Annotated in this window: 23 protein-coding genes; 15 read left to right on the forward strand and 8 right to left on the reverse strand. The window is 52.6% G+C overall.

Annotated elements, in window-relative coordinates:
* The first annotated feature begins 108 nt into the window (after window positions 1-108).
* The 8 genes from hisH to DESAC_RS01465 all read left to right on the forward strand — a co-directional run bounded on the left by hisH (window position 109) and on the right by DESAC_RS01465 (window position 6,870).
* The gene (gene hisH, locus DESAC_RS01430) at window positions 109-747 is read left to right on the forward strand and encodes an imidazole glycerol phosphate synthase subunit HisH (protein WP_041283727.1); all 639 of its coding nucleotides are present in this window, start codon (window positions 109-111) and stop codon (window positions 745-747) included.
* Window positions 737-1,516: an imidazole glycerol phosphate synthase subunit HisF gene (gene hisF / locus DESAC_RS01435; RefSeq protein WP_013705296.1), complete on the forward strand. Its 780-nt coding sequence runs from the start codon at window positions 737-739 to the stop codon at window positions 1,514-1,516. The genes hisH and hisF overlap by 11 nt, the downstream gene beginning before the upstream one ends.
* Before the next feature lie 75 nt (window positions 1,517-1,591).
* Window positions 1,592-2,578, forward strand: a complete 987-nt coding sequence (locus tag DESAC_RS01440; RefSeq protein ID WP_013705297.1) for a sigma-70 family RNA polymerase sigma factor — start codon at window positions 1,592-1,594, stop codon at window positions 2,576-2,578.
* A 125-nt stretch (window positions 2,579-2,703) separates the two neighbouring features.
* Window positions 2,704-4,392, forward strand: coding sequence for a tetratricopeptide repeat protein (locus tag DESAC_RS01445; protein WP_041283728.1), 1,689 nt, complete (start codon window positions 2,704-2,706; stop codon window positions 4,390-4,392).
* Window positions 4,389-5,198, forward strand: coding sequence for a DUF4292 domain-containing protein (locus DESAC_RS01450; protein ID WP_013705299.1), 810 nt, complete (start codon window positions 4,389-4,391; stop codon window positions 5,196-5,198). Before DESAC_RS01445 ends, DESAC_RS01450 begins: the two co-directional genes overlap by 4 nt.
* Window positions 5,195-5,665: a Mut7-C RNAse domain-containing protein gene (locus DESAC_RS14905; RefSeq protein WP_013705300.1), complete on the forward strand. Its 471-nt coding sequence runs from the start codon at window positions 5,195-5,197 to the stop codon at window positions 5,663-5,665. The genes DESAC_RS01450 and DESAC_RS14905 overlap by 4 nt, the downstream gene beginning before the upstream one ends.
* A gap of 142 nt (window positions 5,666-5,807) precedes the next feature.
* Window positions 5,808-6,227, forward strand: coding sequence for a hypothetical protein (locus tag DESAC_RS01460; protein ID WP_013705301.1), 420 nt, complete (start codon window positions 5,808-5,810; stop codon window positions 6,225-6,227).
* A 172-nt stretch (window positions 6,228-6,399) separates the two neighbouring features.
* Entirely contained in the window at window positions 6,400-6,870 is a 471-nt protein-coding gene (locus DESAC_RS01465) for a tetratricopeptide repeat protein (protein WP_013705302.1), read from the forward strand.
* A gap of 26 nt (window positions 6,871-6,896) precedes the next feature.
* On the opposite strand, the gene DESAC_RS01470 is transcribed toward DESAC_RS01465, so the two are convergent.
* From DESAC_RS01470 to DESAC_RS01485, 4 genes are all read right to left on the reverse strand, one after another.
* Window positions 6,897-9,455 (reverse strand): PEP/pyruvate-binding domain-containing protein, encoded by a 2,559-nt coding sequence (locus tag DESAC_RS01470; RefSeq protein WP_013705303.1) that lies wholly within the window; start codon window positions 9,453-9,455, stop codon window positions 6,897-6,899.
* A gap of 17 nt (window positions 9,456-9,472) precedes the next feature.
* On the reverse strand, window positions 9,473-9,880 hold the full coding sequence (locus DESAC_RS01475; RefSeq protein ID WP_013705304.1) for a sigma-54-dependent transcriptional regulator: 408 nt from the start codon (window positions 9,878-9,880) through the stop codon (window positions 9,473-9,475).
* A gap of 90 nt (window positions 9,881-9,970) precedes the next feature.
* Window positions 9,971-12,295 (reverse strand): sensor histidine kinase, encoded by a 2,325-nt coding sequence (locus DESAC_RS14910; RefSeq protein ID WP_013705305.1) that lies wholly within the window; start codon window positions 12,293-12,295, stop codon window positions 9,971-9,973.
* Window positions 12,296-12,475: 180 nt separating this feature from the next.
* A complete protein-coding gene (locus DESAC_RS01485; RefSeq protein WP_013705306.1) occupies window positions 12,476-12,676 on the reverse strand; it encodes a hypothetical protein in 201 nt (66 codons plus the stop codon).
* A 363-nt stretch (window positions 12,677-13,039) separates the two neighbouring features.
* On the opposite strand from DESAC_RS01485, the gene DESAC_RS01490 reads away from it, so the two are divergent.
* Genes DESAC_RS01490 through DESAC_RS01500 form a run of 3 tightly spaced genes read left to right on the forward strand, consistent with a single transcriptional unit; the run spans window position 13,040 to window position 15,887 of the window.
* Complete coding sequence (locus DESAC_RS01490) at window positions 13,040-13,666, forward strand: carbonic anhydrase (RefSeq protein ID WP_013705308.1); 627 nt, start codon at window positions 13,040-13,042, stop codon at window positions 13,664-13,666.
* Between the two features lie 16 nt (window positions 13,667-13,682).
* The gene (gene glmM, locus DESAC_RS01495; RefSeq protein ID WP_013705309.1) at window positions 13,683-15,041 is read left to right on the forward strand and encodes a phosphoglucosamine mutase; all 1,359 of its coding nucleotides are present in this window, start codon (window positions 13,683-13,685) and stop codon (window positions 15,039-15,041) included.
* Window positions 15,042-15,101: 60 nt separating this feature from the next.
* The gene (locus tag DESAC_RS01500) at window positions 15,102-15,887 is read left to right on the forward strand and encodes a type III pantothenate kinase (RefSeq protein ID WP_013705310.1); all 786 of its coding nucleotides are present in this window, start codon (window positions 15,102-15,104) and stop codon (window positions 15,885-15,887) included.
* A 47-nt stretch (window positions 15,888-15,934) separates the two neighbouring features.
* On the opposite strand, the gene DESAC_RS01505 is transcribed toward DESAC_RS01500, so the two are convergent.
* The 3 genes from DESAC_RS01505 to DESAC_RS01515 form a co-directional block, all read right to left on the reverse strand.
* Entirely contained in the window at window positions 15,935-16,639 is a 705-nt protein-coding gene (locus tag DESAC_RS01505; RefSeq protein WP_041283731.1) for an ABC transporter ATP-binding protein, read from the reverse strand.
* A gap of 9 nt (window positions 16,640-16,648) precedes the next feature.
* Window positions 16,649-17,413, reverse strand: a complete 765-nt coding sequence (locus DESAC_RS01510) for an ABC transporter ATP-binding protein (RefSeq protein WP_013705312.1) — start codon at window positions 17,411-17,413, stop codon at window positions 16,649-16,651.
* A gap of 82 nt (window positions 17,414-17,495) precedes the next feature.
* A complete protein-coding gene (locus DESAC_RS01515; RefSeq protein ID WP_258164924.1) occupies window positions 17,496-18,422 on the reverse strand; it encodes a branched-chain amino acid ABC transporter permease in 927 nt (308 codons plus the stop codon).
* Between the two features lie 1,097 nt (window positions 18,423-19,519).
* Here DESAC_RS01515 and DESAC_RS01520 point away from each other — a divergent pair.
* From DESAC_RS01520 to DESAC_RS01535, 4 genes are read left to right on the forward strand one after another with little or no spacing between them, the layout of a single operon-like run.
* Window positions 19,520-22,564 carry an FAD-dependent oxidoreductase gene (locus DESAC_RS01520; protein ID WP_013705315.1) on the forward strand — a complete coding sequence of 1,015 codons (3,045 nt, stop codon included), beginning with the start codon at window positions 19,520-19,522 and terminating at the stop codon, window positions 22,562-22,564.
* A complete protein-coding gene (locus DESAC_RS01525) occupies window positions 22,564-22,986 on the forward strand; it encodes a hydrogenase iron-sulfur subunit (RefSeq protein WP_013705316.1) in 423 nt (140 codons plus the stop codon). The genes DESAC_RS01520 and DESAC_RS01525 overlap by 1 nt, the downstream gene beginning before the upstream one ends.
* A gap of 46 nt (window positions 22,987-23,032) precedes the next feature.
* Window positions 23,033-23,701, forward strand: coding sequence for a methylenetetrahydrofolate reductase C-terminal domain-containing protein (locus DESAC_RS01530; RefSeq protein ID WP_013705317.1), 669 nt, complete (start codon window positions 23,033-23,035; stop codon window positions 23,699-23,701).
* Complete coding sequence (locus tag DESAC_RS01535; protein WP_013705318.1) at window positions 23,698-24,615, forward strand: methylenetetrahydrofolate reductase; 918 nt, start codon at window positions 23,698-23,700, stop codon at window positions 24,613-24,615. The genes DESAC_RS01530 and DESAC_RS01535 overlap by 4 nt, the downstream gene beginning before the upstream one ends.
* Before the next feature lie 113 nt (window positions 24,616-24,728).
* On the opposite strand, the gene DESAC_RS01540 is transcribed toward DESAC_RS01535, so the two are convergent.
* Window positions 24,729-25,637 (reverse strand): branched-chain amino acid ABC transporter permease, encoded by a 909-nt coding sequence (locus DESAC_RS01540; RefSeq protein ID WP_013705319.1) that lies wholly within the window; start codon window positions 25,635-25,637, stop codon window positions 24,729-24,731.
* Window positions 25,638-25,665 lie beyond the last annotated feature (28 nt).

Consider the following 25,665-nt stretch of genomic DNA (forward strand, 5'->3'; position numbering starts at 1 on the left):
TCAAAAACCAGTTATCCTGACGTATCCGATGAATTCAATTGACTCTTGGCTGGCTTATTGATAAATTCTCAAAAAGAAAAAATTTTCCCCCAAGAAGTGATATCAGGATTGATCGCTGTACTAGACTATGAAGCTGGCAATCTGGCTAGTGTCATTCGTTCTCTTATTGCCTTAGAAGCCCAGGCAACCGTTATCCGGAATCCGGCAGGAGTAGAACAGGCCGATAGGGTCATCTTTCCCGGCGTTGGTGCTGCGGGCCAGGCCATGGCCAATATCCGACGTTTCGGCCTGGATCAGGCCTTGCGTCATGCCTATGAGACGGGGAAACCGATTCTGGGTATTTGCCTGGGCGCTCAGATAATTTTGCATCACAGCGCCGAAAACGACACCCCATGTTTGGGTCTACTGCCGGGAGAGGTCCGTCGGTTGATCCCGCCCGCTCTTGATCCCATGGGGAGACGCCTCAAAATCCCTCATATGGGATGGAATCAGGTGCGTTTTCTCAGGCGTCATCCTCTTTTTGTCGGACTGCCGGAAGGGGCGGAATTTTATTTTGTCCATAGTTATTATCCCTCGCCAGCCGATGCCAGCCAGGTGTTGGGGATTACCGATTACGGTCAGGAATTTCCTAGCGTCATCGGGTATAAAAATTTAGTCGCCACCCAGTTCCACCCCGAAAAAAGCGGGCGCTTCGGGTTGCTGCTTCTTAAAAATTTCCTGGCCTGGGATGGGCGCGATGCTGAGTAAACGTATTATCCCCTGTTTAGATGTTCGGGGCGGAAGGACCACCAAGGGGATCAAGTTTAAAGACAATGTCGATATCGGCGATCCGGTGCAGATGGCACGGTTTTACTATGAACAGGGCGCCGATGAGATTGTCTTTTATGATATCACCGCCTCCAGTGACCGCCGTAATATCATGATTGACGTAGTCCGCCGGGTGGCCAGGGAGATTTTTATCCCATTCTCGGTGGGCGGCGGTATTCGAACCTTGGAGGACATGCGGGAGGCGCTGCTGGCCGGCGCTGAAAAAGTGAGCGTCAACTCGGCTGCAGTGCAGAATCCGCGGATTATTGCCGAAGGTGCCAGGGCTTTTGGCAGTCAGTGCATCGTCTTGGGCATGGATGTCAAGCAGGTGCTGCCTTCGGCAGATATACCCTCCGGTTACGAGATAGTCATTAACGGTGGCCGGACCCGTATGAGCCTAGACGCTCTGTGGTGGGCGCAAGAGGCGGTACGTTTGGGCGCCGGAGAAATCTGCCTTAATTCAATCGACGCCGACGGCACTCAGACAGGGTATGAATTGAATCTTACCAGGCTTATCTCGACGGCCGTGTCCGTTCCGGTTATCGCCTCAGGCGGCGCCGGAATGCCTGAACATCTGTACGACGTTCTGACTATCGGCCAGGCGGATGCGGCCTTGATCGCTTCTATAGTGCATTACGGCGACTACTCCATCGGCGATATCAAAGACTATTTACAACAACGAGGGATAAAAATGCGGTTGCTCTGGTGAGGTGCTTTCATCCTGATGCTTTTGGTCAGCCCTGATTGACACTGCACTGGATAATTTCTTCAATAATAACTACTTATGAAAGATTCCAAGAACATCATAGACCTTGACGAAAGTGAGGTCATAGAGGAATATACCGAACCCGAACCGTTGTTGTTCGAAGATGAGGGTAAGTCTGAACTGCCAGAGCCAGGGTTGGTGGAAGTTGACGCCCTTCAGCGCTACATGGGTGAAATCAACCGATATCCTCTGCTCCAGCCAGAAGAAGAAAAGCGACTCGCCACTCTCTATCATGAAACCGCCGACCAGGATGCCGCCTATACCCTGATCACCTCCAATCTGCGCCTGGTAGTGAAAATCGCTCTTGATTTCCAGAAGTTCTGGATGCGCAATCTTCTTGATCTCATCCAGGAGGGCAATATCGGTCTCATGCAGGCCATAAAAAAATTCGATCCCTACCGAGGCATCAAACTCTCTTATTATGCTTCCTTTTGGATCAAGGCCTATATTCTAAAATTTATTATGGATAACTGGAAACTGGTCAAGATCGGCACTACCCAGGCGCAACGCAAACTTTTCTTTAGTCTCAAAAAAGAAAAGGAACGATTGCGGGCCCAAGGCTACGAGGCCGATCCCAAATTGATCTCTACCCGGTTAAATGTCAAAGAAGCTGAAGTCATTGAAATGGATCAGAGATTGGGAAGCTGGGAGTTTTCCCTGGACGCACCTCTGAAAAGCGATTCGGAAGAATTGCACATCAACTTTTTAACTTCCGGGGAGACTGCGGCGGATGAGCACCTGGCCCGCGAGGAGATGAAGGACATTTTCCTGATGCGCCTGGCCGAATTCCGCAACACGCTCAAGGATAACGAACGAGATATTCTGGACCTGCGACTTCTGGCCGAGCATCCTCTCACTCTGCAGGAAATTGGCGCCAGACATAATATTTCCCGGGAACGGGTGCGACAGATAGAAGAGCGGTTGCTCAAAAAACTGCGACAATTCATGCATAATGAAATCCCAGATTTTCAAAGCTATCAAACTCTAGTAAACGAACCATATTAGTTATCTATTTCCCCATGCCTCTCCAAGTTAACCAACCAACAGTGCCGACGATGTGTGACCACCACTACAGTCCCACTATACAGTCTTTCAAGTGTCTCCTTCTCATACTTGCTACGGCGCTCGTGATGTCCGGCTGCCAATCGCTTCCCCCTGCAGATTCAGCCCGGATTCCTGGCAAGATTGACCGTCTTCCCCCGACAATCCAGTCTCCCAAAGAGGCTTATAAACACTATCTCAATGCCCAGTACTATCTATTTACCGGCAACTTGGAAGATGCCCTGCGGTCTTATGAAGCGGCCATTCAATGCGATCCCAAGAGCGCCCAATTGGAAATCGAAATGGCCGCCTTGCTGATCCGAAAGGGAGATATCAAAGAGGCCCTGGCGCACCTGGAAAAAGCCATCAGCCTCGATCCTAACCATCTCGAAGCCCACCAACTGCTGGCCGGGCTGCATACCGGCATGAATCAGCTTAGAGAAGCCACAACGGAATATGAGAAGATTATCACTCTGGATCCGGCCAATGAGGAAGCCGTTATTTTCCTGGCCACGCTGCACGCCCAACAGGGGAATTGCGCCAAGGCGGTCAACCTGCTGAAAAATCTGATCAAGAAAAATCCCGATCAATTCATCGCTCTCTTTTATTTAGGAAAATGCTACATTGAATTGGGGCAGTTAACCGCAGCCAAAAAAGAATTCCAGCAGGCTCTCCATAAACAACCCGAATTCCTCCCCGCCATGTTGGAATTGGGGTTTGTCTATGAGTTGGAAAAACGCTACTCCCAGGCCAAGACGATGTATCGTCGGATCTTGCGGCATGATCCTGACAATCAGCGGGCCTGGGCCAGTCTGGGCCGACTCTACCTCCTCAACGATCAGTATACCGAAGCGTTGCAGGCCTTCGGTGAAATAAAGCGGATCAGCAAAAACGAACCTGAAACCGCTTTGAGAATCGGCCTGCTTTTTTTTGAACAGAAATATTTTGACGACGCCATCAGGGAATTTCGAGAAGTCTTGATCAGCCGTAAAGGACCGGATCAGGCCCGCTTTTTCTTGGCCGCCGCTTTAGAGGAAAAAGGCGATCTGGTTGCGGCCATGCGGGAATATGAGCAGATCAGCCGCCAATCCGAAAGTTATATCCCCGCCCGCCTCAGAATGGCCTACATCCTCGGGCGCCAGAAAAAAATTTCTCAAGGCATCAAGATTATTAAAGACTCCCTGGTCCTATTCCCTAAAAATGGCGACTTGTACCTCACCCTGGCGGCTTTCTATGAGGAGGAACAGGAATATGTCAAGGCAATTGAGACTCTGAACCAGGCTCTGGAAAATACGGTCAATCCCTCAGAAGTCTATTTTCGGCTAGCCGTGGTCTATGATAAGAAAAAAGAGAATGCCGAAAGCCAACGCCTCATCAAGAAGGTGCTGGAACTAGAGCCCAATAACGCCGAAGCCCTTAATTTCCTGGGTTATATGTATGCCTGCCAGGGCGCTAATCTGGACGAAGCCGAAAGGTTGATCCAAACCGCTTTGGCTATCAAGCCTGACGCCGGCTATATTATCGACAGTCTTGGCTGGGTTTACTATAAAAAAGGTCTGTATGACCAAGCCGTTCTCATCCTTGAGAAGGCCCATCAGCAGATGCCCCAGGACGGTACTATAGCTGAACATTTAGGCGACGCCTATATGAAAAAATCTCGTTTCCGGGATGCCCTGCGTTTGTATAAGAAGGCCCTTACTCTGGAAAACGCCAACATTCCCGATCTGCAAAAAAAGATCAAAACAACCGAAGAATTGCTGCACGGCTTGTCTCTATGAACTTCCAAACGAGATTGTATCCGGGCCTCGCCCTCGGTCTGATTCTCATCTGTCTCTCTGCCTGTGCCCGCCTGCCGATAGCGCCCCCGGGAGAGCGCCCGGTGGTGAGTTCGGCCTCGGACCTCATGCATCAATTGGAAGCGAAAGCCAACGCTGTGCAAAGCCTCCAGGCCAAAGGCCGGGTCTCGGTAATCTCTCCGCAGAAAAACTACAACGGCAACGCTCTGTTCGCGGTATTTAAACCATCCCTGCTGCGAGTGGATGTCTTAAATTTCTGGGGCCAACCGGCAGTGGCCTTTATTAGCACCGAGCAAGAGATCAAGTTCATGGTTTATCCGGAAAGCAAGCTGTATCGCGGCCCGGCCACATCGGCTAATTTGAGCCGGTTCATACCGCTGCCCATCTCCCTCCACGACTTCATGGCTATCCTGACCGGCCGCGTCGCCTTTGAGCGTTACGATAAGCCGACTCTTGCGATAATCGGTCAGTCGGAGGCATACTTTTTGGAATTATCTTCCCGGGATGAGAGAGGGCGGTTACAGTTAACCATCGAAGCCCAAGAGCTCAATATTACTTCCGCCCGCTGGCTTGATCTTCAGGGCCGGGAATTCATGCAGGCTCAATTTAGTGATTTTATCACCCGGGGTGGGATATCCGGCCCCCAACAGATTCAATTGGCCTCCGGCGACGGTCTGAGGCAGATGCGGCTGCGCTATCGGGAATTGACTTATAACGTCCCTTTCTCAGACGAAACCCTGATTTTACCAGTCTCCGGAGATATCCAAGAACTACCCTTTCCACAATGAAACTTCTGGTGGATCAGACGTTGGGAAGCCTGGCCAAATGGTTGCGGATCATGGGCTTTGACGTGGAACAGATCAGATTACAGCCACAGAAGCTGCATACCTTGCCAACGTCAGTTAAAGATACTTACCTATTGAGTCGACAGACCGGTTTCCAGAGCAAAACGCCTCGAACTGACTTGATTATCGTGGCATCTGACCGAACCGAGGACCAATTAGAGGAAGTCTGCCGCCGCTTGCCGGCATTGCTGACCGATTGGACGCCTCTTACCCGCTGTAGCCATTGCAACCAGCTCCTGTTGCCTCTTTCAGTCGAAGCTGCCCGGGATCGGGTTCCGGATTATGTCCTGAGAGAGCACCGGGTATTTTTTGAGTGTCCGGGGTGCCACCGGGTTTTTTGGGAGGGGAGTCACCAGCGCCGTATTCGGCGGCGGCTCCAAGAACTCAAAGAAAGACTTGCTAAACCCTGAAATTGCCTCGCAGAATGATTCCTCAGGGAACCCTGAATCACCCGTAATCCGTGAAAAGTTGATTGGCGATCCGTCAGCTTTTATCTGCCCAGGCCAATAAACCTTTGGCACCAAGAACTTCTTATTCCAGAGGAAATTAACTATGGCAAACTATAGCGAACTGGCCGGAAAACTAGTCCGGCTGATCTTTTTATATGGGAAGAATTTCCCCGTCAACTGTAGTCGCCGACTGTGGCTGATGGTTAAATCCGGCGGGCTCTGGTGCCAGAAACGCCGGCTGGCCAAACAATACCGTCGTCTGGGAGAAAGTGTCTTTCTCCAACTGGAGGCCGGGGAGGTTAACCCTCTGCTCCAGGAAGAGGTAAAGGACCAAATTGCCGCTCTCCAGACACTTCAGGCAAATATTCTGATCCGACGGGAAGCCCAGGCGCAGATCCGGGAGCGGATCAGAGCTACTTCATACCGACTGCCCCAGCCGTGGGCAGCTTCGGAATCGAAATCGGCACCGGTCACAGAGACTCAGACCGAATTCGCGCCAAAACCTGAAAATCAGGGTGATTGATTATCGGATTATTGGAGGTGTGTGGCTAAACGGTCTGGCCCGGTTGACCTGCAAATTAACCCGCGGGTATTAACTTCTGGCAAACAAGGAACTAAATTCGCCTTGTTTAATCAGCTAGTTAAAGACATTGTCATTTGCGTTTCAAATCGAATTTGGCACAAGGAGGATAACCATGCAATGCCGTCTCTTACAGCTATCCCCCATCGTCCTTATCGTCTGGATATTAATCTCCTGGCTGTTCTCTTCCCCGGCTGCTGCCCAACCCCAGCTTTTCACCGATGATGTCTTTACCCCGCTCTCTCTCGGGTATGAGGCCCTACGGTCCGGCAATAATGAAGCGGCCCGGATGCAATTTGAAAAAGCCATCAAAATCGATCGTTATAATCCTTATGCCCTTAATAACCTTGCTGTCCTGATGGAGCGGGAGGGTAAACTGAAGGAAGCCATGGCCTATCTGCTCGAAGCCGAGACTTATGCCGCAGAGTACCTGAATAAACCCGATGAAATCTGCGACATCGGCGGATTGTGTCTGGCAGTAAACCCGGCGGGCAAAAAAAGTCAGAAAAGTAGCATTGCTCCGCTAATCCATGGGAATATCAATCTATTGCGGATCAAGATCGGGAAAGACAAAAGCGGCGGGTAGCAAAAAGTATCAGGACTATTTTCCATTCAGGCGTTTATAAAGCTGAGGCTGAAATCCCTCTCCTTAAAGGCCTGGAAGAGCCGGTCTATGACCGCATCGCTGGACAGGGCGAGGTCCAGTTGCCGGGAGAAGGCCAGCAGATTGCCGACCGATTCGAGGATTTCTTCGGTTTCCATGAGCGAATACTTGACCAATCGAGCCCGCACCATATCTCCCACCGCCTGAGACTTGAAACCCAGGTCGCTGAGGATCAGGCTGAGCAGTCGGGCCCGGCGCTCCCGGCGCTCGATGTTGGCGGCGCCACCTTTGAATTGGAAGCTGATATAATTTTCGTTCGTTTCGGAGGAGACATAGGCGTCCAGAATGCCGAAGTGGTAGCCCAATCTGGAGTTAAAATTTAAGTACGTGTCAGTGATAATGGCAAAGCTCTTGCCTCCCAAATCGGTATCGGCCTTGTTCATATCGTACAGGGTATTGGCGAATACCGACATAAAGCCCTTAAAATCTACGGAAACCTGCCCGGCCCACCTGATCTGTGGATGGTGAAAGCCCCGTAACACTGCCAGGAAGGGCCGGGAAGTGATGTCGCTCTCCTCCACCACAGACTTGCCTTTGACCGCCAGCCCCCCTCCAAGGTCCAGGATAAACAGGTTTAGGGGCAGATCGCTCTTGAGTCGGCAGACACCACTGGATTTAACGGATTGTTCCACATCCAGGGCGAACATGGCATCCATCGCCTTCTCATGGCAGAAGCGGGTAATGTCGTGCAAGGTCTGACAGTGGTTAGGATTAAAATCCGCACCGGTCGGGTCAAGCAGATTCAGCGGCGTGGTTTTTTTCAGAATCTGCCTAAGCTTCTGGAATATCGGGTCGCCTCGCAGGATATCTTCCTTGCGGCTGCGGCGCTCTCGCGTTAATAATTCCGGCAGTACACCAGGGTAGACCCGCGCTGCGTCGGCGTCAACAGTCACCATTTGACCTTGTTGCAAAGTGCGCAGGGCTCCTCCCACCTCCACCAGGGTGGGCACTCGAAATTCCCGCGCTATGATAGTCATATGGTCTGTGGGGCTACCTACCTCGGTGATAATAGCGGCAATACGGTTCATGACCAGAACCAGGCGGGCGGAAGGTTGGCGGGCCACCACCACGACACCGGAAGGGATATCGGCAATTTCCTCTTCCCGCCGCACAATATAAACCGGACCGGCGGCGACGCCGCCTACGGCGCGGATACCGAACCGCAACAGCGGGGGGATGGGCTCCCAGGTAGAGACCTCTCTTTCCTCGGCCTTGTCGGAAAATGCCGCCGCCATGACCCGCAACGGTCGAGATTGGAGGATAACTATGGAACCATTCTGATCCGTGGCCCACTCAATGTCCTGAGGTCTCCCAAAATGTTTTTCTAGCTGCAGAGCCATTGCCGCCAGTTCTTTGATCTGCCGATCGTTCAGACAGGGCGCCTGGGCCTGATCCGGCGGCAGGACGATCTCCTCTACCCCTGGGCCCTCCTGACAGCGCAGGGCCTTGCCCTTGGTAGCAATGCGCCGCTGACACACCGGCAGTGTGCTCTCCCGTCCGACCTCATAAATATCGGGCGAGACCGTCCCATCCACTGCAAATTTTCCCAGGCCCCAGACCGCTGAGATAATTATACGATTACCGTAAGGCGCCTGGGGGTCCACGGTGAACATGACACCACTGGCCTGCGCCGGGATCATCTCCAGGCAACCCACTGCCATGGGAAGTTCATTGAGGGAGAATCTCTGATATTTCCAATAGAAGATAGCCCGTGAGGTAAACTTGCTGGCCACTACGGCCCGGTAGTGATCGATCAAGTCTGCCGGATCGACGTGGAGCAGGGTGGCAAACTGGCCGGCAAAAGAAAACTCTTCATCTTCCCCTACTGCACTGGAGCGCACCGAAATATACCTACTTCCCAAGGAAGGAACCGCTTTTCGGATGGTTGCGGCTAGGTCGACGGGGACGTCCGCCTGCAGCACCGATTCCTGCAGTTCCCGGCTAACCCGTTCGAGACCCGCCAGGTCGGTTATATCGGTATCCGATAATTTCTCCTGCAACACCTTGGACAGGCTGGAGCCTTCCAGGAACCTTTGATAAGCCGCCGCCGTGATAGCAAAGCCTGAAGGAACCGGAAGATGCAGGCGATTGCGGATTTCTCCTAAATTCGCCATCTTGCCGCCGCAGCTGGCAGCCATCTCATGGTTGATCTCAGATATCGGCAGGATATAGGGAGTGGCTGGGATACTCGGAACGGCAGTGAGATCCTGGCTGATAACCGCCTGAATCTTCTGATGCACCAGTACTAACTCCTGGTAGCGGTTCTGGGTCAGTTGATTGAGGGCGCTGATGATCTCTCTGACATAATTTCCTAAGAGGTCGACCTGGGTTTTCAGATAGCCGGTGTCAAACAGGTAGTTGCCGCTAAGCTTTTCCTCCATATCCGCCATGGTGGCCAGAGCCAGGTTGTTATTGTCCAACAAGCGGCGGAAATAATTGAATTTCTCTTGCAGGTGGACCTGATCGTCTTCTGCTTCTTTCAGAAATCGGCGGAAAAATTTAAACATATAAAGCTGGTCGGGTTCTAGGAATGTCCCTTGAGGGCCTTGAGCTCTTTTTGCATCTTGCGCCACTCCAGAGCGCGCTTCAAGGTGATGAGAATGGCTTCCTGCCGGAATGGCTTGGTAATATAGTCATAAGCCCCCTTTTGGATGGCTTCCTCTGCTGTTTCTATCGTGCCGTAGGCGGTGATCATTATGATGGGCAATGTCGGGTCCATTTTTTTCACCGTATCGATAAGATCCATGCCATCCAACAGGGGCATCTTGAGGTCGGTGATGAGCAGGTCAAATAGCTCTTCCTGGAGAAGTTTGGACACTTCCAGAGGATTATTGGTGGTCACTACTTCGTAGCTGGTTTTTCCCGTAATGATGGCCTTGAGCAGCCGGAGCATATTGGGTTCGTCATCTACGACCAGAATTCTCTCAGGCATGTCCTCCTCCTCATCGATGCGCGAACATCATAATTGAGTATTTGTTAGTGATACTCGTTAACTGCTGATAGCCGGAAGCCGGTTTCGAGCTTAAGGGGCTTCTGGATTCGACACGACTGACCGGTCTTCGAGGCTGCCTAATTCGCTCGGGGAGGCCAGCGGCAGTTGAACCGTAAAAGAGGTCCCATGTTTACCAGGATAATCTTCCACCGGATAGCTGACAAAACTAATGTTGCCACCAAATTTGGTGATAATGCCATAACACATGGATAGTCCCAGGCCGGTGCCTTCACCAACTTTTTTGGTGGTGAAGAAGGGATCGAAGATCTTGGGCTGATCTTTCTTTGGAATCCCCCTGCCCGTGTCGGAGAATTCGATCATGACCTTCTGACGGTCATGGGTTAAAGCGGTCTTGACCTTGAGGAGGCCGCCGCCTTTCATGGCTGCTACGGCGTTGTTGATCAGGTTGATAAACACCTGTTGCAGTTCCTGCGGATCACCCTTTACCTGGGGTAACCCAGGTTGAAAGTTGGTTTCGAGACGGATCTTTTTGGTAAGTAGGGTATTTTTCACCACCTGAATCATTTTGTCTAAAGTATTATTGATATCGGTGACAATCTCGATACGCTCCGGGGTCCGGGCAAAGGTCATGAGATTCTCTACAATTTTTTTACATTTGAGACCTTCTTCTTCAATTATTTTCAAGGTTTCGTGGAGATCCGGCATCTGTTCCGTCTGTTCCAGCAGAATTTCACTAAACCCTAAGATAACCGAGATCGGATTGTTGATTTCATGGGCTACTCCGGCAGCCAGGGTGCCGATGGATGCAAGCTTTTCCATGTTAATGAGACGGTCCTCCATAGTTTTCCGACCGGTAACATCCCGGGAAATGATCTCATAGGCGTAGACCTGGCCGAATTCATCTTTCAATCCAACAATGCTGGTGGAAAACCAGAATTCCCGGTCGCCGATGCTCACCTGGTGGCGTTTGCTGCGTGACCTCCCCGTATTCCGGATCTCCTGTATCCACTCCATATGAAAATCAGCGGATTTGTCGGACATTACTTCATAGAAAGTGCGACCGATAAAATCTTCAGGAAGGACACATGTGTCTCCAGAAACCTCCTGGGTTGGCGGGGTACCGATCGACTGTCGGTGAGAAAGAAAATTGGCGGCAAAGCGATTAATGGAAAGGATGCGGCCCTCATTATCGACCGTATAGATCAGGTCTGTAGCGTTTTCCACCAGGCCTTTATAGCGCGCTTCAGACTTTTGCAGTTCCTTCCTCTGGATTTCTACTTCTTTTTGCAGGGAGCCCGTGAACTGGCGTTCAAAGCGATAATTAATCATAAACATGGCGCCGAAGAGGACGAAAATACCGATAATAATCTGGAGAAAAAACTGCCGCTTATATACCGAGTGGATGGCGCCTTCCACTTCTCCGGCAGCGGCAACGACGGCTACGGACCAGAAATAAGGGTCTTGGTGATGGGTAATGACGTCCTGCCCAATTAACTTAACCGGGGCATAGGCGATGAGTTTTTTAATTTCCCCGCCAGCCTGGCCTTTATGCCAGCCGGAGATATATTCCCCCCACCCTTCCTGGCCGGCCAGCATTTTTTGGCGTTGGATTTGATTGATGGCGTCAAATGAAATAGCCGGCATCCGGGCTTTGCGCACCTCAAAGGCATTCTTGCCGATAAAGTCCCGTTCGGGGTGGTATAAAAAAATCTCCTGACTATCCATAATCCAGCCATAGCCAGTTTTACCGCTCTGAATATCCCTGGTGAATTTTTTGGCCAGATAGTGCGCATCAATGAAAAAAGTCAGAACCCCGGCAGGATCGCCAGAGGGATGCGGATGACTTTCATCCACGGATTCCTCATACGTGGGCACGGCCATGATCATAATAAGGCGGCCAACATAATTAGGCAGTTGTGTCTGCACCGGAGCTACAAAGATATGTCCCTTATTTTGAGGGGCGAGAGCCCACTTCAGGTATGGCTTGGCCTGAAAAGACCCGGTAACGATATGTTCCACCCCTCGTTCATCCACCGAGTAGGCCCGGGTCCCGTCTTTATTGACCCGGCGAATCTCTATCACTCCTTCCTCACGAACGCTGGAGAGAGTTACCCGCATACGGTTGGCCCAAGTCAGGTGCTCCAGATACTGGATGGAGGGGGATAGATTTAGGGTGCTGAGTTCTCGTTTCAGGAAGTTGATGTCCTGTTCCAACAGACTGGCGGTGTGCCTGGCCAGAATCAACTGCTGTTGATTGAAATCCTCTTTGATGATACGACGCATCTGGTCGGCGGAGATATAGCCCAGATACAGTCCGACACCCAAGAGAAAGACGGTAACTATCAGCATCGCAATGAGGGCATATCTTGAGGAAAGAAAGCTAAAGCGTCTCATGCCAGGCATCCTAGGTTACATTGCACTCACCTGCTTTTGTAGCCACTGCAATTCCTTATGGTCATCAATGCTACTCCCCCATATAAAAAATCATCTGTAGGGTCGGGTGCATCTTCTTTTATCGATAAAATGCCTTTTCGGTCGGATAAATTGTTATTTTTGCGTCATCTCACGCCATTTCTAAGTTGCTCGGCGTCCCAATAACAGGAGAAGTCCCAGGGCCAGTATGGCATAGGCCACTAAAGAGCCATATTTTTGTACGGCTATATCAGTGCCGGTCCATACCCGCCGCCGCCTGGCCGATCGCCGATTGAAATTGACCACCAGCAGGAGAATCATGCCGATAAGTGCCAGCAGTGACCCTAAATGTGCATGTTCCATGATGTGCCCTTAAATAAACTTTAGACAGAAATTTCAGTAATTTTTTTCTTTTATTGTAAAGCCTCACCGCAGCGTCTTCAATAAAAATCGCTGTTTTCGCAAGTTTGGCTTTTATAAAAACAGTGAGCCGTGGGCGGTGGGCGGTGAGCAGCCGCCATGGTCTGTTTTCATATTTCGCTGTGATCACCAGAACATGCCAATTTATATACCAAGTATACCCATACGACCGCAAAAGGCAAGGCATGGCGCAATATTCCAGGATGGGGATGGAAATCGGATTTTTTGTGATATATTTGCAGGTCAAAAATATCTTGGTAAAGTATACTCTCTTATTAAGATAAAATGAATTCAGGGGGGTTAATCATGTCTAAAGCAGCGGCAGGAGCCAAAGTTGCCCTGGAGAATCTTATTGCCGGTAATCAGCGTTTTTGCCAGAATATGCGAGCGCCGCGTGAATTTAGCATCCGGCGGGAAAAGTTAACCAAGGGTCAGAAGCCCATGGCAGCAGTATTGGGTTGTTCCGATTCCCGAGTTTCGCCTGAGCTTCTTTTCGACATGAATCTCGGAGAAATTTTCGTGGTCCGCACCGCTGGCCAGGTGCTGGATTCGGTTTCCCTGGCCAGCATCGAATACGCCGTAGAACATCTGGAGGTTCCTCTGCTGATGGTATTGGGACATGAACATTGCGGCGCCGTCAATGCCGCCATCGCGCATGAGGGCCAGTTGCACGGGCGCGTCGGCCAATTGTTGGGTAAGATTACGCCTTCGATTGCCCAGGCGCGGGAACTCCAACCTGCTCCGGAGGATTTTGCCGAAACCGTGACTGATCTGAATATTTATGCCATCGCCCGGCAACTTTTTGACCAAAGTGATATTGTTCGACTCTTCGTTTTAGATGGTAAGGTGCGCCTGGTTTTGGCCAAATATCTCCTCAATTCTGGGGAGGTAAAGATGCTTGAGGCCAATTACCGGCCGGCGGATAATCTTTAAGACAAGAGGAAACTGCATGAGAAAATTATTCGGCACCGACGGCATTCGTGGGGTAGCCAACGAATACCCCATGACTGCCGACGTAGCCCTCAAACTTGGCAATGTTATCGCCTATGTAGTAAAGAACGGGGCGAGACGGCACCGCATCGTGGTGGGCAAAGACACGCGGCTCTCTGGTTATATCCTGGAATACGCCATAACCGCTGGCATCTGCTCTATGGGGGTGGACGTCATGTTAGTTGGACCTATGCCAACCCCGGGCATTGCTTTTATCACCAGTTCGATGCGGGCCGATGCCGGCGTCGTGATCTCTGCCTCCCATAACCCTTATCAAGACAACGGCATCAAGTTTTTCTCTCATGAGGGTCTTAAGCTGCCGGATGAGATGGAGGTTCGCATGGAGGAGTTGATGCTCAACCCGGAGTTGGGCAGCCACTGCCCCACGGCCACTGGTGTTGGCCAGGCCTTGCGGATAGATGATGCCTCCGGCCGCTATAACTCGTATTTAAAGAGCACCCTGCCAAAAAATCTGGACTTCAAAGGTTTCAAGATCGTCCTTGATTGCGCCCACGGCGCCGCATACAAAGTTGCCCCGGCGGTGTTGCAGGAACTGGGTGCCGAGGTCATTCCCTTCGGCGTCAGGCCCAATGGCAAGAACATCAACCGACAGTGCGGCTCCACCTATCCGGCGACCATTCAATCTCTGGTACGGCGGCACGATGCCGATATCGGCATCGCCCTGGACGGCGACGGCGACCGGGTGATCTGCGTCGACCATCAGGGCAACATCGTCGATGGTGACCATATTATGGCTATCTGCAGTCATCACCTGCATGAGAAAGGCGACTTGCGCAAAAAAACCCTGGTGGCCACGGTGATGAGCAATATGGGGCTGGAGATTGCTCTCAAAAAGATGGGCTGCCGTTTGATCCGAACCCAGGTAGGCGACCGTTACGTCATCGAACGGATGCTCCAAGGCGGCTATAATTTGGGGGGTGAACAATCAGGACACATTATCTTTTGGGACCACAGCACCACCGGCGACGGGACCCTGAGCGCCCTCCAACTGCTGGCCATTATGCATTCTACGGGCAGATCCTTGGCCGACCTGGCCAAGATTATGGAGGTCTATCCCCAAGCCCTGCTCAACGTTAGGGTGCGGGAGAAAAAAGACCTGAGCCAAATCCCACCTATATATCAGGGTATTCGCGCCGCTGAAGAAAAACTCGGCGATCGGGGGCGACTGCTTATCCGTTACTCCGGTACCGAAGCGAAGCTGCGGGTCATGTGCGAGGGGGAAGACCCTGAGGAAGTGGAAGCCATTGCTCAGGAGATCGCCGATCTGATCGAAACTCATTTAGGGATTGAGGATTGAGTTCAGTCGGCCGAGCCCCTTTTTTCCAATTCCAGAACGTTGCCGAGGGAGGTTTACACGGTGCTCATAGTCATGGACGTCGGCAATACCAATACGGTAATTGGTGTCTATCGCGATCATAAACTCATCAGCGACTGGCGCATCCGCACTGAGAAAGAGACCACTGCGGACGAATACGGCGTATTGTTGCGCAATCTGTTCCAGTCCCAAAATCTGACCCTGCAACCGGGGATGGATCTGGCCATCTCCTGCGTCGTACCCCCGATGATCAATACCTTGGAGAAATTCTCCCGCCGTTACCTGCAGGTCAAGCCCCTCATGGTAGGACCGGGCATCAAGACCGGCATGCCCATTTATTATGATAATCCCAAGGAGGTAGGGGCCGACCGCATCGTCAACGCCGTGGCCGCCTATGAACAGGTCAAAGCCGCGGCCATCGTCGTAGATTTCGGTACAGCCACTACTTTCGACGTCGTCTCTACCCTGGGCGAATATCTGGGCGGCCTTATTGCTCCGGGCGTCATGATTTCCTGCGAGGCATTGTTTCAGCGGGCTTCCAAACTCCCCCGGGTGGAAATCTTTAGTAAACCGAAGCACGTCATCGCCAAAGATACTATCAGCAGTATGAATGCCGGCATCATTTACGGTTACGCCGGTCTCGTGGACGGCATCGTGCGCCGCATCAAAGAGGCGCTGGCGGAACCGGTAAAGGTTATTGCTACCGGCGGTCTCGCCTGTCTCATCGCCTCTGAAGCCCAGAGCATTGATCTGGTGGATGAATATCTCACCCTGGAGGGACTGCGGATTATTTATTACCGAAACCGCGGGAGGAAGGAAGGTGGTTGAACGATACAGCCGGATGCCGGTGCCGGTGCAAGCCAAACGGTCGCTTTTCAATGCCCGAGGTAGGCTTTTTGCACCAGCGGATTGCCCAAGAGCTGACGGCTGTCGCCGGATAGAATGATCTCCCCGGTTTCAAGCACATAACCGCGATGGGCAATTTTTAGGGACATATAAGCGTTTTGCTCTACGAGAAGTATGGTAGTCCCTTGGCGATTGATCTCGCTGATGATCTTGAAGATTTCTTTGACCAGGAAAGGCGCCAGCCCCATGGAAGGTTCATCCAGAAGCAGGAGCTGGCCGCGGCGCATCAGGGCGCGACCGACGGCAAGCATCTGCTGCTCGCCCCCTGACAGGGTGCCTCCCCATTGGCAGCGGCGCTCCGCCAGGCGAGGGAAAAGGGTGAGGACCCGGTCCAGATCCGAGGCGACCTGGTTGTCCCGGCGGCCGTAGGCGGCCAGACGCAGGTTTTCGAGCACCGTCAGGTTCCCGAAGACGCCCCGGCCCTCGGGAACATGGGCGATGCCGTTCTGGGCAATCTGATGCGCCGACCACTTGCTTAGGTCCTGGCCAGCAAAGTACCTGCCGCCGCTGGTTATGGGCTGCAAACCGGAGATGGCCCGCAAAATGGTTGATTTACCGGCACCATTAGCCCCGATCAGGGTGACAATTTCTCCCGAAGCAATGGAAAAAGAAACCCCTCGTACAGCCTGGATATGGTCATAGGCCACCCAGAGGTCGTCGATTTCCAGCAGCATGGTCACGCTTCATTTCTCCTTTCCCAGGTAGGCTTCCAAAACTTTGGGATGGGTCTGGGCCTCTTGCGGGGGGCCGACAAAGATCGTGTCGCCAAAATCCAACACGAGTACCTGCTGACACAGATTCAGGACCACGCCCATGTGATGTTCTATAAGCAGGATAGTGAGCTCGAATTCGCGCCACAGCTTCCGCAGCAGTTCTATCAGGGCAACGGTCTCCGCCTGGTTCATTCCTGCCGCCGGTTCGTCCAACAGCAGCAGTTTGGGCCGGCTGATCAGGGCCCGCGCCATTTCCAACCGACGCTGCTCGCCATACGGCAGTTGCCGAGCCGGGGTCTGGGCATAGCGCGCTAGGCCAAAGCGTTCCAGCATTTCCATGGCTTGAACGATAAATTGACGCTCCTGGCGGTTGAAGGCTGGCGTCCGGCCGATGGTTTGGAGGAAAGAGTAAGGATATTGGGCCGAGGCCCCCAGCCGGACGTTGTCCAAGACACTCAAGTCTTTAAAAAGACGGATATTCTGAAACGTGCGCCCCATGCCCGCGGCCATGATGCGGTAGCCGGGCCAACCGGTGATCTCCCGCCCGGCAAAGCAGATACGTCCCGTTGTGGGGGGGTAGACCCCGGTAATAAGGTTGAAGATGGTGGTTTTACCGGCGCCGTTGGGACCGATGAGTCCCATTAGACCGCCATTTTCTAGATAAAGGGAAAAGTCGGCTACCGCCTGCAGGCCGCCGAATCGGTGAGAGAGTTCGGTGATCTCTAAAAGTGGCACGTGGCAACCCGATTTTTTAACCCGAGTAAGAAATTGATTGACTCGCTGCCATCCCTAAAGGCGGTCCGGCAACCGGCCCGAATCATCCCTGCTCTGCTGCCGGCCTGATCCACTTTGACTCCTTGAGTCCCATGATCCCGGTAGGCCGAAAAATCATGAGCAACACCAACAACAACGGCCCCAACACCCAACGCCATAATTCCAATGGCCGGAGCACCTCCATGAGTAGGGTGTAGAGAGCGGCACCCAACACCGATCCGGTTAGAGAACCAACACCTCCTAAATACACCATGACCAACATATCAGTAGATTTAAGAATAGAGAAACTACGGGGATTGATAAACTGCAACAGGTGGGCATATAACCCACCGGCCACCCCGGCGAAAAAGGCGGATAAACAGAAGGCATAGATCTTCAGACGCGGCGTATTGACGCCGACCAGATTGGCGGCCAGTTCATCCTCCCGGATGGCCAACACACCTCGGCCGAAATTGGAATAAATAAAATTCCGCAGCACCAAAAGAGTAATCAATACCCAAAAAACCACCCAGGTTAGATCGGTGAGCCGGGCCATACCCAGATAGCCCCGGGGTCCCCCGACGGCGTCGATATTCTCCAGGACGCTCTTGACTATCATATTAAAGGCCAGGGTGACGATGGCCAGATAATCCCCACGGGTACGAAATGAAGGGAAGGCGATGACCAGCCCCGCCAAAGCGGCGGCTAGGCCACCGATGACCAAGACCAACGGGAAGATGAGCGGCCCCCAGGCGGTGGGAAACACCGCCACCGTCAGCAATGAGGCTACATAAGCCCCGATGGCCATGAATCCGGCGTGGCCTACCGAAAACTCTCCCATATAACCATTCACCAGGTTGAGGCTGAGAGTGAGAATAATATTGATTCCTACATACATCAAAACCTGCTGAATATAAAGGTTGAGCAAAGTTCCCGCCGACAAGATCCAGGCCAGGAGGATCAGCGCCAAGGAAAGGAGGAATAGTTTCAAGGGCGTGGGTTTCATATGGTAAAGTCGGAAGTTTCGTCTTTTGAATAGCTATACTATCTTGACACAAGAGATAGATAATAAGCAAATATAACATCTCTCCAATTGACTGACCCCCATCTGGTTGGAAGTTGACCGCTCCCCATAAGGCAAATTACCTTTACTTTTATAAAAACAGTGGGCAGTGGGCAGTGAGCAGGAAAAAAATTATTGTGAGCAGCCGCCACGGTTCTGTTTTTATATTTCGTTGTGATCATCAGAACATGACAACTTATAAAAAAGAGAGGGAATCCGATGGCTTTTCACCGTCTTTCCATCTCAATGGAGGATTTTGACGTCAAAAATCTCTTGCGTATTTTCGAACAGATGATACATAATAGCTTGAGCATTTTATCACTTGACAGTGTAAAAGACAATTTTAATCATTTTTGCGCAGTTACTCATGGACGCTTGGCCTATTGAGAGAGAACGCACAGCAAGGTTAAGGTAAGGTTTAACGTGGCGGATATCGAACGGCCTTTGAATGAGACACTGGAGTAACAACCGGATACCGCTTGTTTTCAGACTTTGAATAGAGAACCAGGAATGTATCAATGACGTATACTTAATCTTTACCGTTGTCGACTCACGGCCAGGCCGGCAGGCAGGCAGGCAAGGCGAAGGCGGACAAAGAAAAAGGAGGTCTATGCATCTTCATACATGCAGATTGTCAGGTAGTTGTGCGGTTCTGGTTGAGCCAACGCCGGCTCAAGGTGTGGATTCTCCTCAGCGTCTAGCCAATACCCACCGGTCATGGGTGACGGTGTAGTCGAAGGGAGAGACCACACTTAATGCAAGCCCCCAATCCGGAGCGGAAATAGACATCCCCCGGTTATTTTGAAGGCGGGGAAAGGTTTGCAGCCGGCATCAGATGGGGAAAGACGGTAAGATAAAGAACTGCCTCAACATTGGAAGAACTCCCCCTAGGGGCGCCAGGCCCTGGCGCCCGGACGGTGGCGCCGGTTTTCGGCAATGATCGAACTGCGCCAGCCTTTGACACCGGATTTCACTTCAACAATCCGGATTTACGACAAGAACCTTACAAGTAAGATCGGGTACAGATGCAAGAAAAGAAAAGAACGAGCAACAAGGTGCTAGTGGTCGGAGGAGGTATAGGCGGCATCAAAGCCTCACTGGATCTGGCGGAAGCCAACCGTGAGGTCGTTTTGATCGATAAGGCCTTCTCCATAGGCGGGATATCGATTCAACTTGACCGAACCTTTCCCACCAACAACTGCGATTTTTGCACCCTGTCTCCCCATCTCGCCGAAAGCGGTCGCCAGCTACACATTGATCTTATGACCGCGACCCAGTTGACGAATCTGGAAGGGGAGGCAGGCCGTTTCAAAGCCACCCTCACGACAGCACCCCGATACATTGATACTGAAAAGTGTACGGCCTGCGGTGAGTGCTACCGGAAATTTCCTGAGTGTGTACGATTTACCCCTGGTTTGGACCATCGGGCTCCGACCTGCATGCGCTATCCCAAGACTACACCAGATGCCTTTTCCATTGATATGGAGAAGTGTACGAACAAAGATGAGTTGGTCAAGGTCTGCCCAGCCGGAGCGATCATCCTGGACGATGGCCCTAAAACCCAGGAAATTGAAGTTGGTTCGGTGATTCTGGCATTAGGCGCCGAGGTCTATGTTCCCAGCGATCTAGGCGGGTATGGCTATGGAATCTATCCCAACGTTGTCACCAACCTGGAATATGAGCGGATTCTGTCCGCCTTCGGCCCGACCAAAGGCGAATTGCTCCGCCCCTCGGACGGTAAGAAACCCCAGAAAATTGCCTGGATCCAATGTATCGGGTCTCGCGGGATGCAGAAAAACGCTGTTCCTTATTGTTCGAGCGCCTGTTGTATGTATGCCTTGAAGGAGGCGATCGTTACCAAAGAGCGCTTCCAGAATGACATCGAGACAACCATCTTTTATATGGATATGCGGACCTTTGGCAAGGATTACGAACTCTACCTGCAGAGGGCCAAAAATGATTTAGGCATCCGCCTGGTACGTTGCCGCCCGCATTCCCTCCAGCCGGTTGAGGAGGAATGTCAGTATACCGGAGAGATTGAAATCCGCTATCTCTCCGATACGGATTCCAAGTTGGTGGTGGAAAACTATGACCTGGTAGTCCTTACCACCGGTTTCCGGATTGCACCGGAGGTGAAGGAACTGGGCCAGCAGCTTGGCATCGATCTGAACGAATACGGCTATGCCCAAACCGGCGGGTTTGATCCAGTGGCCACGAGCCGGCCGGGGATTTATGTTTGCGGCATTTTTCAGAGTCCCAAGGATATCCCGGGGACCTTGGTGGAAGCCAGTGCCGCAAGTCTCAAGGCGGCCGGGGATCTTACGCCGCTTCGTACCACTTCCGACTGGCAGGCGGAGCTGCCTCCTGAGCGCGACGTTTCGGGGGAAAGCCTGAAGATCGGGGTTTTTGTCTGCGATTGCGGCTTCAATATCGGAAGCGTGGTTGATGTCAATGAGATTGTGCAACAGGCTGCCAAGCTGTCGGATGTGGTCGTTTCCGAGGTAATAGGTCAAGGCTGCAGCCGGGAATCTCTGGAGCGTATCCAGCAGGTTATAAAAGATAAAGGCCTCAACCGGGTTGTGGTCGGCGCCTGTTCGCCCAGAACACATGAACCCATCTTTCAGGACACGATCCGCAAGGCGGGTCTGAACAAATACCTTGTGGAGATTGTCAACCTCAGGGATCAAGATACTTGGGTGCATGCCGACCGTCCCAAGGACGCCACCCAAAAAGCGCACGAATTGATGCGAATGGGCGTCTCAGCGGTACGTTTTTCCCGCCCCTTGCAGGAATACACCCTGCCGATGAACAAAGACGTCCTGGTGGTCGGCGGCGGCGTCTCGGGTATGACAGCGGCGCTGAGTCTGGCGGACATGGGCTATAAGGTTCACCTGGTAGAGCGCTCTGCGGAGCTCGGCGGCGTAGCCAAAACCCTTCGCAAAACTATAGAAGGGGACGACGTCCGGGCCTTTATGAGCGATCTCATCAAGAGAACCGAACAGCACCGCGGCATCCAGGTTCTTAAACAGGCGACGGTGGTGGATCATTCTGGTGTAGCTGGAATGTTTAAGACAGGGATTCAGGTTGGACCCGAAAAGGCCTATAAGGAGATCGAGCACGGAGTGGGCATCCTGGCTACAGGCGCCATCCCAAACCGGCCGAAGGAATACCTGTTAGGTCAAAGCAAGGCCGTCGTGACACAACTCGATCTGCAGGACGTCCTGGCGGAGACCCCGGAAGTGGCCAAAAGTTGGCGCAACGTCGTCATGATTCAGTGCGTCGGCTCTCGCGTGCCGGAAAATCCGAACTGCTCGCGCATCTGCTGCCAGGCGGCGGTCAAGAACGCCCTCAGGCTGCGTGAACTCAACCCAGAACTGCCGATTATGATTCTCTATCGCGATATGCGCACCTATGGTTTCCATGAGGACTATTATCGGAAGGCGCGCGAACAGGGCGTTCTTTTCGCAACCTATAAATTGGAAGACAAACCCGTAGCGACCCCTGACGGCGACCAGGTCACGGTTGTTTTTACAGACCCTATACTGGGGCAAAAAGTGCAGGTGAAGGCCGATTGTCTGGCGTTGAGCACCGGGTTTATGGCTGACAAGGAGACCACGACTAGTCTGGGCCGGATATTTAATCTTCCCGGTACTTCAGATGGCTATTTTCTCGAAGAGCATGTCAAGCTAAGACCGATTGATCTGCCAAATCCGGGCTTCTTTGTGGCTGGAACAGCTCATTCGCCTAAACTTGTCTGTGAGAGTATCGCTCAGGCTCAGGCTGCGGCAGGACGGGCGATGACCTTCCTGGCCGGTGATACGATCAACCTGCCGGCCGCCGTGGCTCAGGTAGACGGGGAGATTTGCGCCGCCTGTCTCATCTGCGTACGGGCCTGCCCCTTCGACGTGCCGTTTATCAATGATAAGGGCTATTCGGAGATCGATCCGGCCAAATGCCACGGATGTGGTGTTTGTGCCGCGGAATGCCCGGCCAAAGCGATTCAGCTCATGCAATTTGAGGATGACCAGATTGCGGCGAAATTGGACGGTCTTCTGGAAAGGATGTGCTGATGGAGAACTTTGAACCTGTAATTGTTGCTTTTTGTTGCCATTATTGCGCCTATACCGCCGCGGACATGGCGGGTAGTATGAGGATCTCGTATCCGCCTAACGTCAAAATCATTCGAGTTCCCTGTTCCGGCAAGGTCGATGTCATTCACCTGATGAAGGCCATCGAAAAAGGCGCCGACGGGGTGTATATTGCCGGCTGTTTAGAGGGAGACTGCCATTTTAGGAACGGCAACGTGAAGGCTAAGCGGCGTCTAGCCCATGTCAGAAAAATCTTGGATGATATCGGCATCGGCGGCGAGCGCGTCGAAATGTTCGAGATGTCGGCGGGCATGGGTGATCGTTTTGCTCAGGTTGCCACTGATTTTACTGAAAAGATCAGGAAACTCGGACCCAATCCCGCCAAAGTGGCGCGTGCGGCATAACACCTGGCTGCAGGCTGACCCAGAAGGAAAAGGAGAGTAAGCAAACATGATTACTGCTGAACGAAAACCGATGGCGGAACTCATCGAATGCGTCAAGCCGTTTCGCCGCATTTTGCTGGCTGGATGCAATGAGTGCGTCACGGTGTGCGCCGCTGGAGGCCGCAAGGAGGTAGGAATTCTCGCCTCGGCCCTCAAGATGCACTTCCAGAAGGAAAATCATCCCATTGAAATCAAAGAAATCACTTTAGAGAGACAGTGCGACCCCGAATACGTGGAGCAACTAGCCCCGCTCATCGAAGAGGTCGACGTCGTGCTCTCCATGGCCTGCGGCTGCGGTGTGCAGGAGGTGGCGCGGCGTTTTAGCCATATGCCCGTTTTCCCTGCAGTGAACACCAAGTTCATGGGCGCGTCCGAGGCGCCCGGCCTGTGGGCCGAACGGTGTAAGGGATGCGGCGACTGTGTCCTGGGATACACAGGGGGAATCTGTCCTATCAGCCGCTGTTCCAAGCAGTTGCTCAATGGTCCCTGTGGCGGCTCAACCAATGGCAAATGCGAAATTAATCCCGATGTTGACTGCGCCTGGCAGCTCATCTGGGATAGGCTGAAGGCTTTGGGCAAGACTGAACTCTATGAAGAGAACTTACCTGCCAAGGACTGGCGTTCCGGGGGCGGCGGAGGACCTCGAAAGATTTTTAGAGAGGATTTGGCATCATGAAGACGGATAGCACACTGGAAAAGATTTTGGCATCGGGAAAGCTGGCTGTTACTTCCGAGTGTGGGCCGCCTCGTGGGGCCCTGCCGGAGAAAGTGCGCGAAAAGGCTAATCTGCTCAAGGGCTACGTCGACGCCGTCAACGTCACGGACAACCAGACCGCCATGGTTAGGATGTCCAGCCTTTCCGCCTGTATTCTCTTAAAGCAACTCGGACTCAACCCCATTTTGCAGATGGTCACCCGGGATCGAAACCGTCTGGCAATGCAGAGCGATATCCTCGGCGCCTACGCCCACGGGATCGATAACATGCTCTGCCTCTCTGGCGATCATACGTCCTTCGGTGATCATCCCATGGCCGCCTGTGTCCATGACATCGATTCGATTCAATTGATCAACATGGTCAAGAACATGCGGGATGAAGGGAAGTTTCAGGGCGGCGAGAAGATCGACGGTCCGCCCAAGATGTTCATCGGCGCCGCGGCCAACCCTTTCGCCGACCCCTTCGAACTGCGCGTCGCCCGCCTTGCCAAAAAGGTCAAGGCCGGCGTCGAATTTATCCAGACCCAATGTATCTTTAATCTGGATAAATTCGAGAAGTGGATGGAAGGCGTCCGTGACCGGGGTCTGGATGAGAAGGTCTATATCCTGGCCGGTATTACCCCGATGAAATCGGTCGGCATGGCCAAATACATGAAGAACAAGGTTCCCGGCATGGATGTGCCCGATGATGTCGTCAAGCGCATGGCCGGGGTTCCCAAAGAAAAACAGGCTGAAGAGGGCATCAAGATCTGCGTCGAAAGCATTCAGCGCCTTAAAGAAGTTAAAGGCGTCAAAGGCTTCCACATCATGGCTATCGAGTGGGAGCAGAAGGTTCCCGAGATTGTCGAAAAGGCGGGTCTGTTGCCGCGGCCCTAAATAGTTTCAGGTCTGAGGAAACATACCCTTAATTAATTCCCCTCACCTCAAGAGCGTCGTAAACTGAAGTGAGGGGATTTTTTTATCTCAGACAGGGCAGGTGATTACGCCGATTAAACCTTTTCAAATGTCGGCCGCCCCAAGATGCCGGTTGGCTTGAATACCAGGAGAATTAGCAGCATTGAAAAAGCAACGCAGTCGCGGTAGGTGGAGGAAGCCAGTAGCACCGGAGTGAATATTTCTACCGCACCCAAGAGAAAGCCCCCCAGCATGGCTCCCCGGATATTACCGATGCCGCCGACTACGGCGGAAATGAAGGCCCACCAACCGATGCGAATCCCCATATAGGGATCAAGCACGGGATATGCCAGACCATAGAGCAGCCCCCCAGCTCCGGCGATAGCTGAACCGATGGCAAACGTCAGGGAGATCACCCGATTCACCGGAACTCCCATAAGGGGCGCAACCTGGCAATCATAGGAAATGGCCCGCATGGCCATGCCGGTCATAGTGTGTCGGACCACCCAGTCCAACAGGAGCATGAGCCCGATAGCCACGATGATGATCAAGATCTGGATATTGGTAAACGATATCCCGGCCCAGGAAAGTTGTTGCACCGGAATAATGGCCGGAATCTGCCGAGGTTCGGGACCGATGGTGGCCAAGGTGAAGTTTTCCAGGAAAAGCCCTACACCGAGGGCGGTAATGACTGCCGAAACGCGTGGGGCCTGTCTCAAGGGACGATAGGCCAGGCGTTCGATGGCAACTCCCAAAACAGCCGTCAAGGTCATGGAGAACAGGAGGGCACCAAGAAAGACAAACATCGCCGGGAACGTCAGGTTTAATCCCAATAGAAAACAGGCGGCCCACATGGCCAGATAGGCGCCCACCATGAAGATATCACCATGGGCGAAATTGATCATGGTGAGGATACCATATACCATAGAGTAGCCCAAGGCGATCAGGGCGTAAACGCTTCCCAATTGCAGGGCGTTGAGGAGGTATTGGAGTGCTAGAGCCATCCTGCCTAATTACCTAACGCGATGCAAC

The organism is Desulfobacca acetoxidans DSM 11109, from assembly GCF_000195295.1.
Taxonomy (GTDB): Bacteria; Desulfobacterota; Desulfobaccia; order Desulfobaccales; family Desulfobaccaceae; genus Desulfobacca; species Desulfobacca acetoxidans.

What these genes read in the sequence shown, in the direction of transcription:
- DESAC_RS01525 (WP_013705316.1), top strand. Translation starts at nt 22,564, where the DNA reads ATGGAGAACTTTGAACCTGTAATTGTTGCTTTTTGTTGCCATTATTGC.
- DESAC_RS01540 (WP_013705319.1), bottom strand. Translation starts at nt 25,637, where the DNA reads ATGGCTCTAGCACTCCAATACCTCCTCAACGCCCTGCAATTGGGAAGC.
- DESAC_RS01460 (WP_013705301.1), top strand. Translation starts at nt 5,808, where the DNA reads ATGGCAAACTATAGCGAACTGGCCGGAAAACTAGTCCGGCTGATCTTT.
- DESAC_RS01505 (WP_041283731.1), bottom strand. Translation starts at nt 16,639, where the DNA reads ATGCTGCTGGAAATCGACGACCTCTGGGTGGCCTATGACCATATCCAG.
- glmM (WP_013705309.1), top strand. Translation starts at nt 13,683, where the DNA reads ATGAGAAAATTATTCGGCACCGACGGCATTCGTGGGGTAGCCAACGAA.
- DESAC_RS14905 (WP_013705300.1), top strand. Translation starts at nt 5,195, where the DNA reads ATGAAACTTCTGGTGGATCAGACGTTGGGAAGCCTGGCCAAATGGTTG.
- DESAC_RS14910 (WP_013705305.1), bottom strand. Translation starts at nt 12,295, where the DNA reads ATGAGACGCTTTAGCTTTCTTTCCTCAAGATATGCCCTCATTGCGATG.
- DESAC_RS01530 (WP_013705317.1), top strand. Translation starts at nt 23,033, where the DNA reads ATGATTACTGCTGAACGAAAACCGATGGCGGAACTCATCGAATGCGTC.
- DESAC_RS01490 (WP_013705308.1), top strand. Translation starts at nt 13,040, where the DNA reads ATGTCTAAAGCAGCGGCAGGAGCCAAAGTTGCCCTGGAGAATCTTATT.
- DESAC_RS01485 (WP_013705306.1), bottom strand. Translation starts at nt 12,676, where the DNA reads ATGGAACATGCACATTTAGGGTCACTGCTGGCACTTATCGGCATGATT.
- DESAC_RS01520 (WP_013705315.1), top strand. Translation starts at nt 19,520, where the DNA reads ATGCAAGAAAAGAAAAGAACGAGCAACAAGGTGCTAGTGGTCGGAGGA.
- hisF (WP_013705296.1), top strand. Translation starts at nt 737, where the DNA reads ATGCTGAGTAAACGTATTATCCCCTGTTTAGATGTTCGGGGCGGAAGG.
- DESAC_RS01440 (WP_013705297.1), top strand. Translation starts at nt 1,592, where the DNA reads ATGAAAGATTCCAAGAACATCATAGACCTTGACGAAAGTGAGGTCATA.
- DESAC_RS01450 (WP_013705299.1), top strand. Translation starts at nt 4,389, where the DNA reads ATGAACTTCCAAACGAGATTGTATCCGGGCCTCGCCCTCGGTCTGATT.
- DESAC_RS01475 (WP_013705304.1), bottom strand. Translation starts at nt 9,880, where the DNA reads ATGCCTGAGAGAATTCTGGTCGTAGATGACGAACCCAATATGCTCCGG.
- DESAC_RS01470 (WP_013705303.1), bottom strand. Translation starts at nt 9,455, where the DNA reads ATGTTTAAATTTTTCCGCCGATTTCTGAAAGAAGCAGAAGACGATCAG.
- DESAC_RS01465 (WP_013705302.1), top strand. Translation starts at nt 6,400, where the DNA reads ATGCAATGCCGTCTCTTACAGCTATCCCCCATCGTCCTTATCGTCTGG.
- DESAC_RS01445 (WP_041283728.1), top strand. Translation starts at nt 2,704, where the DNA reads ATGTCCGGCTGCCAATCGCTTCCCCCTGCAGATTCAGCCCGGATTCCT.
- DESAC_RS01535 (WP_013705318.1), top strand. Translation starts at nt 23,698, where the DNA reads ATGAAGACGGATAGCACACTGGAAAAGATTTTGGCATCGGGAAAGCTG.